This window comes from Gluconobacter sp. P1D12_c, from assembly GCF_018812105.1.
GTDB lineage: Bacteria > Pseudomonadota > Alphaproteobacteria > Acetobacterales > Acetobacteraceae > Gluconobacter > Gluconobacter oxydans_A.
Window position 1 is genome coordinate 41795 of the sequence record NZ_JACSIQ010000012.1, and the last position, 14592, is coordinate 56386.

At 58.2% G+C, this 14592-nt stretch carries 11 protein-coding genes; 2 read left to right on the forward strand and 9 right to left on the reverse strand.

Going from position 1 to position 14592, the window contains the following annotated elements:
* Nucleotides 1-45: 45 nt before the first annotated feature.
* From hutU to KP705_RS20135, 3 genes are all read right to left on the reverse strand, one after another.
* On the reverse strand, nucleotides 46-1722 hold the full coding sequence (gene hutU, locus KP705_RS12935; protein WP_215764607.1) for a urocanate hydratase: 1677 nt from the start codon (nucleotides 1720-1722) through the stop codon (nucleotides 46-48).
* A gap of 65 nt (nucleotides 1723-1787) precedes the next feature.
* Nucleotides 1788-4178, reverse strand: a complete 2391-nt coding sequence (locus KP705_RS12940) for a TonB-dependent receptor (protein WP_215764586.1) — start codon at nucleotides 4176-4178, stop codon at nucleotides 1788-1790.
* A gap of 659 nt (nucleotides 4179-4837) precedes the next feature.
* The gene (locus KP705_RS20135) at nucleotides 4838-5008 is read right to left on the reverse strand and encodes a hypothetical protein (protein WP_252348378.1); all 171 of its coding nucleotides are present in this window, start codon (nucleotides 5006-5008) and stop codon (nucleotides 4838-4840) included.
* 357 nt (nucleotides 5009-5365) lie between these two features.
* Here KP705_RS20135 and KP705_RS21420 point away from each other — a divergent pair, with 357 nt between their 5' ends.
* Complete coding sequence (locus KP705_RS21420; protein ID WP_374195568.1) at nucleotides 5366-5635, forward strand: 2OG-Fe(II) oxygenase; 270 nt, start codon at nucleotides 5366-5368, stop codon at nucleotides 5633-5635.
* Between the two features lie 8 nt (nucleotides 5636-5643).
* Here the strand turns inward: KP705_RS21420 and KP705_RS12950 are convergent, their stop codons facing one another.
* Nucleotides 5644-6498, reverse strand: a complete 855-nt coding sequence (locus KP705_RS12950; RefSeq protein ID WP_215764588.1) for a helix-turn-helix transcriptional regulator — start codon at nucleotides 6496-6498, stop codon at nucleotides 5644-5646.
* Between the two features lie 45 nt (nucleotides 6499-6543).
* Between KP705_RS12950 and KP705_RS12955 the strand changes: the two genes are divergently transcribed.
* Nucleotides 6544-7917, forward strand: a complete 1374-nt coding sequence (locus KP705_RS12955; protein ID WP_215764589.1) for an aminotransferase class III-fold pyridoxal phosphate-dependent enzyme — start codon at nucleotides 6544-6546, stop codon at nucleotides 7915-7917.
* Between the two features lie 12 nt (nucleotides 7918-7929).
* Here the strand turns inward: KP705_RS12955 and KP705_RS12960 are convergent, their stop codons facing one another.
* The 5 genes from KP705_RS12960 to KP705_RS12980 are packed head-to-tail and all read right to left on the reverse strand — an operon-like array spanning nucleotide 7930 to nucleotide 14580.
* Entirely contained in the window at nucleotides 7930-8871 is a 942-nt protein-coding gene (locus tag KP705_RS12960) for a glyoxylate/hydroxypyruvate reductase A (protein WP_215764590.1), read from the reverse strand.
* A 39-nt stretch (nucleotides 8872-8910) separates the two neighbouring features.
* On the reverse strand, nucleotides 8911-10395 hold the full coding sequence (locus KP705_RS12965; protein ID WP_215764591.1) for an aldehyde dehydrogenase: 1485 nt from the start codon (nucleotides 10393-10395) through the stop codon (nucleotides 8911-8913).
* A 60-nt stretch (nucleotides 10396-10455) separates the two neighbouring features.
* On the reverse strand, nucleotides 10456-11604 hold the full coding sequence (locus KP705_RS12970) for an alpha-hydroxy acid oxidase (protein ID WP_215764592.1): 1149 nt from the start codon (nucleotides 11602-11604) through the stop codon (nucleotides 10456-10458).
* Nucleotides 11591-13198, reverse strand: a complete 1608-nt coding sequence (locus KP705_RS12975) for an amidohydrolase (RefSeq protein WP_215764593.1) — start codon at nucleotides 13196-13198, stop codon at nucleotides 11591-11593. Before KP705_RS12975 ends, KP705_RS12970 begins: the two co-directional genes overlap by 14 nt.
* Complete coding sequence (locus KP705_RS12980) at nucleotides 13195-14580, reverse strand: cytosine permease (RefSeq protein WP_215764594.1); 1386 nt, start codon at nucleotides 14578-14580, stop codon at nucleotides 13195-13197. The genes KP705_RS12975 and KP705_RS12980 overlap by 4 nt, the downstream gene beginning before the upstream one ends.
* Nucleotides 14581-14592 lie beyond the last annotated feature (12 nt).

Here is a 14592-nt window from a genome sequence, read left to right on the forward strand (position 1 = left end):
GAAGCAAAAAAAGGCGCATCCCCGAAAAGATGCGCCTCCGAAACCTTATTTCTTGGTCGTAATCATGGGCAGGTTCAAGCCCTTTTCATGCGCACAAGCCACGGCAATGTCATAGCCCGCATCGGCATGACGCATCACACCTGTCGCCGGATCATTCCACAACACGCGCTCCAGACGGGCAGCGGCATCGTCCGTACCATCGGCCACAATCACCATGCCCGAATGCTGCGAGAAACCCATGCCCACACCGCCACCATGATGCAGCGACACCCAGGTCGCGCCCGAGGCGGTATTGAGCAGCGCATTCAGCAAAGGCCAGTCGGAAACGGCATCGGACCCATCGCGCATGGCCTCCGTTTCACGATTGGGACTGGCCACCGACCCACTGTCCAGATGATCGCGTCCGATCACGATCGGCGCTTTCAGCTCACCCTTGGCCACCATCTCGTTGAACGCCAACCCCAGCCGGTGACGGTCCCCGAGACCCACCCAGCAGATCCGGGATGGCAGACCCTGAAACTGGATTTTCTCTCGCGCCATATCCAGCCAGTTGTGCAGATGCTTGTCATCCGGCAGCAATTCCTTGACCTTCGCATCCGTCTTGTAGATGTCCTCCGGATCGCCCGACAGCGCCGCCCAGCGGAACGGACCGATCCCCCGGCAGAACAGCGGACGGATATAGGCCGGCACAAATCCCGGAAACGCAAAGGCATCTTCCAGCCCTTCTTCCAGCGCCATCTGGCGGATATTGTTGCCGTAATCGAAGGTCGGCACCCCCATCCGATGAAACGCTACCATTGCCTCGACCTGAAGCCGCATAGACTCCCGCGCCGCTTTTTCAACCGCTGCCGGGTCCGTAATCCGCAGCTTCTCAGCCTTCTCCAGCGACCATCCAGCCGGGAGATATCCATTCAGCGGATCATGCGTGGATGTCTGGTCCGTCACACCGTCCGGGCGGATGCCACGCCGCACCAGCTCCGGAAAGATTTCAGCCACATTGCCCAGAAGCCCCACGGAAACCGCCTCACCCTTGGCGCAGGCCTCATGAATGATCTGCAACGCCTCATCCAGATCCTGCACCTGCCGGTCCAAATAACCCGTCTCCAGACGCTTCTGAATGCGCGACGGCTCACATTCCACCGCCAGCATGGACGCCCCCGCCATCACGGCAGCCAGCGGCTGCGCACCGCTCATCCCCCCCAGACCACCCGTCAGAATCCAGCGGCCCTTGAGGTCGCCACCGTAATACTGGCGCCCCATCTCAACGAACGTCTCATACGTCCCCTGAACAATCCCCTGACTTCCGATATAGATCCAGGATCCGGCCGTCATCTGGCCGTACATCATCAGCCCCGCTCGATCGAGCTCGTTGAATTTCTCCCAGGTCGCCCAGTGCGGCACGAGATTGGAATTCGCAATCAGAACACGCGGTGCATTGGCATGCGTCCGGAACACACCAACCGGTTTGCCAGACTGAACGACCAGCGTCTCTTCATCCTCCAGCTCTCGCAGGGCTTCCACGATCCGGTCATAGCAGTCCCAGTTCCGCGCTGCTCTTCCAATCCCACCATAAACCACAAGCTCCGACGGCTTCTCCGCCACGTCCGGATCGAGATTGTTCATCAGCATCCGCATGGCCGCTTCGGTCTGCCACGACTTTGCACTGATCTCGGCACCATGATCGGCACGGATCACACGATCATTCGACAAACGGGACGACACGGAAGGAGAATTGACCATGAGTAAGGTCTCCATTTTCAGAGAAACAGAAAGAGGTTTGGAAAAATTCAGAAGCCCGCAGCCACGGTCATCGCCGTCGTAAATCGCGGCGCGATGTAATATCCGGGAGAGCTTCCATCAATGGATGTCCCGTAAGTGCCACGGGTGGTCTGAGCATTCAGCTGGGGCGACGCAATACCGGACAGGACTTTCTCATCCGTCAGGTTGATGAACGCGACCCGGATTTCCGGATGTTTGACAAAACCGACGCTCGGCAGACGATACCCTAGAGACAGGTTAAACGTCTTGTAAGCGGGCATTTTTTCATCGTTCATGAAGGTCGAATACTGCGACCCTGTGTATTTGAACGAGAACGTTCCGAAGAAATTTTTGTAATCATAGACAAGACCGAAAGATCCCTGAAACGACGGGCTGCGAACCGCCGTTTTCCCTGCCGTCGGCAGATAATCGTTTCCGACTTGAATATTATTGTCGATCGTCGCATGAAGATATTCGACCGACACATAAGGCGAAAAGCCATGAAACGGCATCAGCCCCGCTTCGAAATCCACACCGCGCGACGTCTGTCCGCCGCCGTTGATCGTCGAATAGACCGGAACGTTATTGACGTAACGCAGGCTAGATACCTGCCTGTTCGTAAAGTTGTAATTGAACAGCGCCAGACTGGCATGAACGATTTTGTCCTGATACCGGTAGCCCAGTTCTTCGGAAATCGAATATTCAGGCTTGATCGCCGGATTACCCTGCGTTGAAACCGCCCCGCCGGAATAGGAATTATACAAGGTGTCATCAATCGGCATCAATGTATTGGTGCTGGCATTGATAAAGACCTGATTGTGGGAATCAATCTTGTAGGTTGCAGAGACGCGCGGAAGCGGCTGGAAGTTATTGGCACCCACATGATACTGCGTGCCTGGCAGACCATTAGTTCCCGCCTTGCTCATCATCAGCGTTTTGATACCGCCCACAATCTTCAGGCGATCATTGAGAAGAGAAATCTCGTCCTGCAGATAAAGCGCATTCGTCTGCGTAACGGTATGCTCTTTCTCCGCAAGATACGGCTGGCCATTGCCCATAGTCACATTTTTCAGACTCCAGGCCGACGCAGCATTTCCGATCGAATCAACCGACGAAAACGGCATCGATAGGTCATCAACGCTGTACTGGTACCAATATCCCAGCGTCACTTTCTGAACGCCGAACTGGCGTGAAAGCGACGCATTGAACCCGCCCACGGACTGCATGCCCACGTAATCGCTTCTCACACTCCCGCCCGACGCCTGGGCATCCGGAATGGTCACGGAAACAGGTTCCGTCCCGTAATAATTCCCATCAGATGAAAGCGTGGAAGACGCCGGAGAATTCTGTATCGCATACAGGAAATAAGGCGTCACATTGAGCTTCACCTTCCCCGGAAGCGTAAAGTCGGAGGGCAGACTCATCATGATCTGCTCCCATTTCCAGCGGTTCTGCCGCCAGTAATCCGAGCTTCCGGGTGTAAATGTCCCGTTCCATGAATAACTCCGCCCAGAAGTCTGCCAGTCGGCAAGCGTCGGGTTCGGATTGTACATGTAATTCATGTCAACATACGATCCGACTAGCTTCATCCGATCGCCGTTTGCAAATTCCTTCTTGAAGCCGAAGTCGATATGCCGACGCATCTGACGCCCCGGCCCCAGGGAATTCTTGGCCGTTCCGTTGGAAAACGACACATAGGCCGAAAGACCCGTATTCCCGATATCCCCGGTATCGAAACGTCCGAAGAACCTTTGAAGGTTCAGCGTGCCGTAACTGTAATCGACCAACCCGCCCATCTTGTGAGACGGATCGCGCATCAGCGTCGTCACCTGCCCGCCCGAAGCATTGACCACCGGCGCCGTGATGGACGAGGACCCCTGCGTCAGACTGACGGAATCAATGTCTTCACCATCCGCCCAGTATGTCGGATAGCCATTATAGGTCTCGATATCGTTGACCGGCATTCCTTCCCAGACCTGCCCGATTTCGTTGCCCCCCAACCCGCGTACGCTCAGCATCGAATTGGCCGCAAAACCGTAAGGGTCACTCTGGGAAAGATTAGCGCCCGGAGCCAGAGAAACAGCCTGATAGGCCGTCGTCGTCGACGCCTGCTTATTGATATATTCCGAAGTCACGGTACTGCGCATGTCGCCGCCCGTCTGAACGGCCATCAGCCCCCCGCCCGCAATATGCCGGACCTTGCCATATGCCCCGTTTGCCCCCGCAGCATGCACGGAAATAATCTCCGGCCCTCGCGCACTGACTGGATGAGGCTTCCGCTTCGTTGACGCTCCAGCAGTATGAGCCCGCAACAGCGAACGCGCATATGTTGCCGGTGCAGCTCCAGCCAGAGAGGTCGACGCAAGAAACGTCATGGTGGAAAGGGCTACACAAGCACGACGGCGTTTTGCGATTGGCATGATACCTGCTCGAAATCATTTCGTATCGAAATCACAATGTCATGTCTGGTTGCATATGCAACCTATCTTTTTCACCAACACGACAAAGATATGTCTAATTTTTCTTCAGAAAAAGATTAATATTCAAGCAATAACAATAACTTAAAAATATCTTTCCACCTTCGAAAAATTTTCTTCGCTCCATCTCATGCCCTAACCCGACAAATTTTCCACAGACCATCAACGACACGCCGTCAGCCTCACCCATCATGGTACTCGCTAAAGAAAATCTTTTATGTCATTGAATAAATTTATATTTTTTTATAGAAAATTTCAGAATGAATTAACTTTTACAGGATTCGCAAAGACCTTCTCTTTCTCTCTTGTGAAAGTTGTATAGGCAAATACATCTTGCGATAAGCTCCTCTCTTGGGCATGCTCGCCATATCTGCCCCTTTCCGAGAGCGCGCATGTCCTGGACCACGGCTGAAACCGGTGACCCCATACCGCCTTTCATACAGAAAGCCAGCACCAGCTCCGGGGGCCTGTCCTTTGACATGATGGGCGGGCGCAGAATCCTGCTGTTTTTCTTTTCCTCATCAACTGACCCCGAGGTCAAAAGCGTCCTCCAGCACCTCTCCCGATATCCGGAGGTCTTGAATCGCAGGGACTGCCTGTTTCTAGGCGTCACCCTCGACGGGGTCGACACGACCATTCTCAAAAACCGGTCCGATCTCAGATCGGTTTGTTTCCTTTACGATATCGATCGTATCTGCCACCGGACGTTCGGAATTGCTGAAAACACGCCACCGGGCTGGATAGAACTCGACCCGATGATGCATGTCGTCCACACGCAACTCCACCGTCCCGGTCTGGAAGAAACGTTTTTCGCGACGTTACTCCAGAAAGCCACCGCCCCGCAGCGCAGCATGCCTGTCCCGGTTCTCATGCTGGACCACGTTCTGGAACCGGCCTTCTGCCAGGACCTGATCCGGTATCACGACACCCACAATCCCCAGCCCTCTCCCATCCTGACCTCCAATGCCGCAGGACATCCGGTCCGCACCGTCGCCCCGGATTTCAAACGCAGGCGGGACACGTCCCTGCGCGACCGGGGCATCGTCACGGAGCTGCAAAACCGTATCATCCGCCGCGTCGTCCCCGAGATTTTCCGGGCTTTCCGATTCACGGCTACCCAGATGGACAGAATGCTCATCAGTTCCTACGACGCCACGGATAAAGGCTTTTTCGACGCGCATCGGGACAATACCGTCCCCAGTTCCGCCCACCGCCAGTTCGCCGTCTCCCTCACCCTCAATGACGACTACGCCGGCGGAGAACTGATTTTCCCCGAATTCGGCCCACAGACCTTCCGCCCCAATGCTGGCGGAGCCGTCATATTTTCCTGCGCGCTCCTGCATGCAGTCCAACCCGTCACATCCGGCCGGAGATACGCCTGCCTACCCTTCGTCTACTAACCGGAGCGTTATTGCTCACCCAGTTTGACCAGAACAGGCATCATCATCGCAAAAAGCTCCGCCTGCGAGGAGACGGCACAGCGCGTATGGATCTGTTTGCGAAACACTTTCACCGTCTGCACGCTCACTCCCATGAGGCTTGCAATCGAACGTGAAGAATGTCCCCGCAAAATCAGCAAAGCCGTCTGTGACTGCCGCGCCGTCAGCATGATGCCATACGTCTTTTCACACTGCTCGCGAAACTCCGTCATGGTATCCTGCGCATGGGCGGTCGGCGCAGCTTCAAGCCCTGACCAGTGTCTCCCCGCCAGCGCCGCTACAACAGGCTGAATGGCCAGAGCTTTTTCCCACTCCGCCGCAACAAATGTCTCTCCCGAACTCGTATCGCGCCCGAGACAGATATGAATGGAAACATCCGCCGATATCCGGACCAGATACGTCATCTCGTCCAGAATATGCGTATCCCGGTAATATTTCAGGTAATAGTCCGACGCAGCGAAATGATCGGGAACAACATCCTCAAGACGATATAGCCCCGAAGGCGCCCCGGCCCTGTCCACAACAAAAAACGGATCAAGCAGATAGATCCCCGTGCAATACGCACTGTCAAAGCGGGCATGGACATTTTTTTCTTTTGAGTGCGTCAACAGGCACTTCGGCCGACCATCTCTCCCATAGGAAAGGATCGTCAGATTATCGATCGGGACACAACTCTCGAGCCACGCCACAAGATACTGCTCGAACGCAGGAGTCATCAGCGCTGAAATCACCGCCCCAAGCTGCTGTTCCTGCTGACAAAACATCCGGCTATACCCCTTCAGGGCAATATACGTCCCATCCACACAGAGCCTACCATCACACATCAGCAGCTGCATCCCGCACAGCCCTTATAGATGGAGGACCTGAACATGCCGTCTGCACTACCCTACACCACCGAAGACATTCTCGCGGCAGATACCCATCTCGTCCAGTCCTGGGCGGATCTTGACAGTCTAAAGAAACCCCATGCCCGCACCGCAATCGTTGCAGCAAAGGGCGTCATGGTTCGTGACAGTAACGGTCAGGAACTGATTGATGGCATTGGCGGTTTGTGGTGCGTCAACATGGGTCACGGACGCCCCGAGATCATTGACGCCATTTCCAACCAGCTCTCAACGCTGGATTTTTATTCCACCTTCTACACCTTCACGCACCCCACAGCCGCCGCACTGGCCAAAAAACTGGCGCAACTGGCGCCTGGAAACCTGAATCACGTCCATTTCTCCACTTCAGGGTCGGATGCCAATGACGGCGCCGTGCGCATCTTACATCATTATTACGAGCGTCTGGGAAAACCCGAAAAGAAACTCGTCCTGAGCCGCCACGGCGCGTATCACGGCTCGACCTATCTCTCCATCGCAATGACCACCCCCGCCTATTCCAAAGGCTGGTCAAAAGCCGAAGGGATCGTCCATCACCTGAAAAAACCGCATTACTGGCGCGAAGGCGACGGGATGACAGAGGCGGACTTCACGGATCTGCTCATCGCCGACCTGCGCCATGAAATTGAACGCCTTGGCCCCGAAAACATCGCCTGTTTTATTGGCGAACCCATCATGGGAGCTGGCGGCGTCATCGTTCCGCCCAAAGGATACCACCGGCGCGTTCAGGACGTCTGTCGGGAATACGATATCAAGTTTGTAGCCGATGAAGTCGTCACGGCGTTCGGACGTCTCGGACATTTCTTCGCTTCCGAAGCGGTTTTCGATACCCAGCCGGACATGATCACCATCGCAAAAGGCGTCACCTCCGGCTATCAGCCCCTCGCCGCCACGATCATGACCGACGAAATCTACGATGTGGTGTCCGGCCCGGACGGCGTCTTCACCCACGGCATGACTTATGCCGGCCATCCGGCCGCCGCCGCCGCCGGTCTGGCGAATATCGCCCTAATGGAAGCCGAACAGATCCCGGAACGGGTACGCGTCACGGGCAAGCTGTTTGAAAACACATTACGCACGCTGGAAGATTTCGACATCGTCGGCGAAGTCCGCGGCAGCCATTTTATGATGGGCATAGAATTCGTCAGGGACAGGACCAGCAAAACCCTCTTCGATGCCAAGCTCAACATTGGCATGCTGGTCGCGCGCAAGGCTCAGGAAAAAGGCCTCGTCGCCCGCCCGCTTGGACATATCCTGATTCTATCCCCACCACTGATCCTGTCGGAAGAGCAGATCGCCAGAATTGGAGACATCCTCCGCGAAAGCATCACAGAGGTCATGCACGACCTTTCAAAAGCCTGAAGGTAAGCGTTCTCAATATCCCCAGTCAGGGTGATAGGTCAGGGCGGGAGTCTTCCCCGCCTCGATCTCGCCGATAGCCCCGGCGACATAAGCCGCCTGCATTTTACAGGACGCCTCGGCCGCAACATGGGGGGTCACGAAAACTTTCGGGTGCTCCCAGAAAACAGCATCCTGCGGCAGTGGCTCCTGCGCAAAAACATCCAGCACAGCCCCCCGCATCCGCCCGCTGTCGAGCGCCGAAATCAGGTCTTCCGCCACCACCTGCTCGCCACGCCCCACATTGATCAGACTGCCTCCCGGCTTAAGGTGAGACAGAAACTCCGCATCAATCAGACCGCGCGTCTGCGGCGTACTGGGTAGAAGGTTGACTAAAATATCCGTCTTTCCCAGAAAATCGACCTTGCCGTCCTCTCCGAAATACAGCGCAACATCCTCAATCGGCCGCACCCGGCGACACCACGCCGAAACCTGAAACCCGGCCTTTGACAGGCGCTGCGCCACAGCCGACCCCAGATTGCCATATCCCAGAATCCCGATCGTGGTCTCCGCACTCGTGCGGTATTCAAGATTGCGACGCCAGATTTTCTTCTCCTGCTGCAAGGCCCAGGTCCGCGCATCACGCAGCAGCGAAACGATCGCCCACAGCACATAATCCGCCATCAGAACCGCCGTCTGGTCTCCTCCCATACGGACCAGCATGACATCCTTCGGAAAATCTTTCCGACCCACCAGGTGGTTCACTCCCGCCCCACTACAGAAAATGGCGCGCATATGCTGCATTTTCGCCATTTCTCCAGGAGCTGGGTCCCAGACCAGCGCATAATCGGCTTTGGACGGATCAAACGCCGGATCAAACCACGACACCGTCCGGATACCGGGCGCTACCTCACGGAAAGCATTCCGCCAGTTCTCCCAGACGCCCGGCCCTTCTGCACTGATTGCAAGCGTTACCATCAGATTTCTCCGCAAAACCCCAATACGCGCCCGAGCGGATCAGTATTTGATCCAGACCGTCTTCAGAGCAGAATATTTATCGAAACTGTGAAGCGAGAGGTCACGTCCGAAACCGGACAGCTTCATTCCCCCGAACGGCGTCATCGGAGACAGCGCATCAACGGTATTGATCGACACCGTTCCCGCATTCAGCCTGTCCGAAACTGTCAAAGCCCGCGTGATGTCTCGGGTCCAGACGGACGCCGCCAGACCGTAAGGCGTATCATTGGCCAGAGCCACCGCCTCATCCTCGTCCCGGAACGTCTGGACAATTAGAACAGGCCCGAAAATCTCCTCGCGCACAATCGTGGCGTCCGACGCAACATCCGCAAAAACCGTCGGCTGGATATAGGCCCGCGATGCCCCATGGGTCAGTTGCCCTCCCCCCGTCACAAGCCTGCCGCTCTGACGTCCGGCTTCAATGAAACCGGCAACACGGTCCGCATGCTCCACCGTCGCCATCGGCCCCAGCCGCGTAGACGGGTCCAGCGGATTACCGGGCACAAGAGCCTCGGCTCTGGCCTTCAGCCGCCCGATCATATCCTGCGCGATCGTTTCATGTACCAACAGACGCGAATTCGCTGAACAGACCTGCCCCTGATTGAAGAAAATACCCCAGGCTGCCTTGTCCGCAGCAGCCTCCAGATCGGCATCGGGAAACACCAGGCATGGGCTCTTCCCGCCCGTCTCCGGCCAGACCTGCTTCATGTTGCTCTCACCGGCATAGCCCTGAAAGAGCTTTCCGATCTCCGTCGAACCAGTAAAGGCCAGACAGTCCACATCCGGATGCAGCCCCAGAGCGCGCCCCGCCTCATGCCCGAACCCCGTCACGACATTCAGAACGCCCGCTGGCAGACCAGCTTCGGACCCAAGCTCCGCAAGGCGCAGTGCGGACAGCGGAGACTGCTCGGCAGGCTTAAGAACAACTGAGTTTCCCACAGCCAGAGCCGGCGCAATTTTCCAGATCGCCAGATCCAGCGGAAAATTCCACGGCACCACCACACCCACAACCCCAAGTGGCACCCGACGCACCATCGCAAGATCCCGCCCGCCCGTCGGTGCAATCTCGTCATACAGCTTGTCGATGGCCTCGGCATGCCATTGCAGAATGGCCGCAGCACCCGGCACATCAATCGTGAGCGTATCGGAAATCGGCTTACCAACATCCAGCGTGTCCAGAAGGGCCAGTTCTTCGAGATTGTCCCGCACAAGCTGCGCCCAGCGCAGCAGAACGGCCTTGCGCTCCGCCGGTGTCAGACCGGACCAGACCCCACTTCTAAAGGCGGCCCGCCCGCTGACAACGGCCCGGTCGATATCCCCGGTGTCGCCCCGCGCCACCTGCGCCAGAACGGCGCCTGTCGCCGGATTGATGGTCTCGAAACGCTGACCGGAGAGAGCCGGAACAAACCGCCCGTCAATCCAGCAGTCGTTGCGCAACGACAGTTCGGCAGCACGCTTCGTATAAAACTCGGTATTTTTCGTCATCCGGTCTGCTCTCTTCCGTCTTCAGACATCCTGCGGACCCTGAGGCCCTGACATGTCGGACTATAATTTCCACAGAGCCTGCGGCCCGCGCCGGCGCAGGGCGGCGATGTCTTCAAGACCGGCCAGCCCCAGAATATCCACCACTTCCTGAGACAGCGCGCGGATGGCTTTCTCCACGGAGGCCTCGCCGCCCGCGGCCAGCGCCCAGGCCCACGGACGCCCGATGGAAACGGCCGTCGCCCCCAGCGCCAAAGCCGTCACGACATCCCCGCCCCGGCGAATGCCACTGTCGAGAACGATATCGCCCCGGCCCTCAACGGCGTCCACAATCTGCGGCAGAACGTCCAGCGTCGCCGGAGACGGATCCATCTGCCGTCCACCATGATTGGAGACGATCACCCCATCCGCACCCGCCGCAATGGCGTTCCCTGCATCTTCCAGGTGCATGACGCCCTTCACAACAAGCCGCCCCTTCCATTCGCTCCGGAGCCATTCAAGCCCGGCCCTGTCGAGCGTGGGATCAATCTGCGCGGCCATGTCCTTGGCCTGCCCCATAATGCCGTGCGCCGTGGTATAAGCGGCCAGATTTCCGATCGCCGGCGTCCCGCGCCCCGCCATGCCCAGACACCAGCGCGGATGGGTCATCATGCCCGCCATCTGCATCAGCGTGGGCCGCGAAAGATGGCGGAATCCATTTCGCACATCCCGCTCCCGCACCGGCGTAATAGCCGTATCAATCGTCACGATAATGCCGTCCATGCCGCATTGCGCCGCACGGGCCAGCATATCCCGCGTCAGACCTCGGTCCCGGAAAACATAGATCTGCGCAAGCGGCGCCCCCCCCACTTTCGCAACCGCTTCCATCGGATCAATGGAAAAGGTGGAAACGGCCATCCCCACCCCGCAGCGCAGCGCAGCACGCGCGGCGCCCACTTCGCGGTCCGGATGCAGCATCCCCGCAAAACCGACCGGCGCGAGCATGAACGGCGCTGCCCACTCCTGCCCGAAACAGCGCACACCCGCATCCACGGTCTCGACGTTCTTCAGCCCCCGCGGCACGATCCCCCATTCGCGGAAAGCCTCGCGGTTCCGCACCATGGTCCATTCCCCATGCGCGCCCCCATCGACATAATCCGCAAACAGCCGTGGAAGACGCCGGCGCGCGGACGCCGCAACACCGGAAAAGACACCGTCATCAACGCGCGTCATAAACGACCCGCCCCCCAAGAACGGTCATCAGAACCGAAATTTTCGAAATCCGCTCGGGCGGCACATCAGCCGGATCCGCATCCAGAACCACCAGATCCGCCAGTTTTCCGACCTCGATGCTGCCTTCCTGCCCCTCACGATGACAGGCAAAAGCCCCCGCCGCCGTATAGGCATACAGCGCCTCGTCAACGCTGATGGCCTGCTGCGGAACGAACGCCGCGCCTCCCGCAAGGCTCCGGCGGGTCACGGCCTTGCCGATCCCCCGAAGCGGCGACAGCGACACGATCGGCCAGTCCGTCCCGAACGCCACGACACTGCCCGCATCCAGAAGCGACCGGTTCGGAAACGCCCGCTCCTGCTCGCTCTCGCGCACCCGCTGCGCCCACACTCCGTCCATCCCCATCCATTCATCGGACGGCGCAACCATCACAGGCTGAAGACAGGCAACCGCACCCAGCTCTTTTAACCGGGGAATATCTTCGGCAAACGGAATTTCCACATGCTCGACGCGATGCCGCAGAGAGCGCGTCGCTTCGGGAACCTGCGCATAGGCATCCAGCGCAAGCCGGATCGCCCCACTGCCGATCGCATGCGTCCAGATCTGAAACCCCGCCTCGGACACACGCCGCACAGCGGAGTGATAGGCCTCAGGCTTCCAGACCAGCGTTCCCGTCTCGTCCGGCCGGTCCGCATAACCCTGCGGCATGCTGGCCGTGTGCGATTCCAGAACGCCATCCAGAAAGAACTTCACTCCATCCAGACTCAACATTGGCGAATGATACCGTCGACGCAGTTCCACGATCTCGGCCAACCGCTTTTCCGAAAGCTCCGGTGGCGGCATCTCAACCATCACCCCAACCCGACAGGTCAGTGCACCGGAGGCTTCCATCTCCGCAAGTGCCGGAAACAGCCCTTCATCATAGGCCGCGCTCTCAACCCGCGTGATCCCGCAACGCGCCATTTCCTCCAGAACGCGCTCAAGCCCGTCCCGAACCAGCGCCTCATCCATGGGCACCACATGCGCCCCGACCAGCTTGCCCGCCTCTTCCTTGAGCCACCCCGTCGGAGACCCATCCGGACGGCGCACGATTTCGCCGCCCTCCGGGTCCGGCGTTGACGCATCAATGCCCGCAAGTTCGAGCGCCCTGCTGTTGGCCCAAGCCGCATGCGCCATGCCGGACCTTAGAAAAACCGGCCGGTCCGGCACCACCGCATCGAGCATCGCACGGTCAAAACCTTCCGGCGGCAGATCCGGATAGCCGTAGCTCCATTCCAGCCCCACAAGCCATTCCCGCTCCGGATGCGCGGCGGCGAACGCCTCCACCCGCCCCACAACTTCCGCCATCGTTCTGGCGTCCCGCAGGCCGATATTCGACAGATATTCCGCCCCCATCAACAGATGAAGATGGCTGTCCACAAACCCCGGAAGGACACAGGCGCCCCCTAGATCCACCTGCTCCACATCCGCCCCGCAGCCATCGAGCAACGCTTGACGCTCGCCAATTGCCGCAATCCGCCCATCGCGCAGAAGGACCGCGCCTTCAAATCGCTCATCGCCCGGAAGCGCAATCCGCGCATTGTATAAAAGCGTCATGCCCGCTCTCCCGCAGGCAGAACTTTCCGCCGGAACGTCCGCTCCGCAACGATATAGATCATCGGCGTCAGAATGAGGCTCACCACCCAGGAAACATCCACGCCTCCCAGCATTCTGGCCACACTTCCCGTATAAAGATTGGTCGCCAGAAACGGAATTTGAACCGCAACCCCGATCCCGTAACAGAACAAGGCTGGCATGTTGTAATACCCGTAAATCCCGCCGTCTTTCTTGAAGAAAGAGGCCACATCATAATCTCCATGATGGAGAATATAGTAATCTGTCAGGTTAATCGCCGTCCACGGGATCATGACTGACATCAGAAGCTCCAGAAACTCGCTATAAGCCGTCATGAACTGGTCGGCCATAAGCGTGGCCATACCAAAAGCCAACGACAGAAGCCCTACAGTCACCACAAGCCGCGCACCTTTTCCGTAATGACGGTCCGGCGTGAACGTCTGCGCCACGGTCAGCGTCGAGAGCGCCCCGCAATAGACATTCATGGCATTCGCCACCGCGATACCGATGGACAGCGCCAATAGAACCGGCACTGCGGTTACGCCCAAGATCGCCGTAAGCGTCTGAATGACATGCGCCCCACCTGCCACGATCCCGATCGCGGCCCCCAGCCCCATGGCCAGCATCGACCCCGAAACGGACCCTGAAAAACATGCCACGAACGCATATTTTTCACTTTTCGGCCCGGCCGGAAGATATCGTGACGAATCCGAAACATAAGGCGCATACGCTATCTGCCATAAAGCCGCTAGTGACAGGGTGCGCAGAATACCTGTCCCGCCCCATGACGGCACCGCCACGTCGTGCACCGCCGGGTGCACGACCATGATCTGCCACAGACAGACCATCACGGCCGCCCCGCACAGCAGCGTCAAAATACGCGCCGCAACATGGATCACATGATATCCGAGAATGGCAGGAACAATGGACAAGATCTGGATGATCAGAATGGCCGAAAACCGCCCCAGCCCCGGAAAACAGGACTGAAGCCCCTCCGCTCCCAGAACAAGATTTGAGGCCGCAAACCCGACATACATCAGCACGATTACCGCCGTCACCGGAACCGCCCCGAACAGCCCGAACTGCCCTCGCGTCTGAATCATCTGCGGCACACCCAGCCGAGGCCCCTGAGCCGCATGCAGCGCCATGAAAACGCCGCCCACCAGATTGCCCGCCAGAAGCGCCAGTAGCGCAGGAACCAGAGACAACCCGAAAACCGTCGTCGCCAACGCCCCGGTCACGACCGTCAGCATCATGAGGTTCGGCCCGAACCAGACCGTAAACAGGTCTCGGGCACTCCCATGACGGCGATCCGGAGAAATGGGGTAGATCGTCTCTGCTTCCAGTGTACCAATGGTCTCCATCGTACCACTCTC

Coding starts and splice junctions, on each gene's coding strand:
- KP705_RS12940 (WP_215764586.1), bottom strand. CDS start 4,178: ATGCCAATCGCAAAACGCCGTCGTGCTTGTGTAGCCCTTTCCACCATG.
- KP705_RS21420 (WP_374195568.1), top strand. CDS start 5,366: ATGCTCATCAGTTCCTACGACGCCACGGATAAAGGCTTTTTCGACGCG.
- KP705_RS12950 (WP_215764588.1), bottom strand. CDS start 6,498: ATGTGTGATGGTAGGCTCTGTGTGGATGGGACGTATATTGCCCTGAAG.
- KP705_RS12955 (WP_215764589.1), top strand. CDS start 6,544: ATGCCGTCTGCACTACCCTACACCACCGAAGACATTCTCGCGGCAGAT.
- KP705_RS12960 (WP_215764590.1), bottom strand. CDS start 8,871: ATGGTAACGCTTGCAATCAGTGCAGAAGGGCCGGGCGTCTGGGAGAAC.
- KP705_RS12965 (WP_215764591.1), bottom strand. CDS start 10,395: ATGACGAAAAATACCGAGTTTTATACGAAGCGTGCTGCCGAACTGTCG.
- KP705_RS12970 (WP_215764592.1), bottom strand. CDS start 11,604: ATGACGCGCGTTGATGACGGTGTCTTTTCCGGTGTTGCGGCGTCCGCG.
- KP705_RS12975 (WP_215764593.1), bottom strand. CDS start 13,198: ATGACGCTTTTATACAATGCGCGGATTGCGCTTCCGGGCGATGAGCGA.
- KP705_RS12980 (WP_215764594.1), bottom strand. CDS start 14,580: ATGGAGACCATTGGTACACTGGAAGCAGAGACGATCTACCCCATTTCT.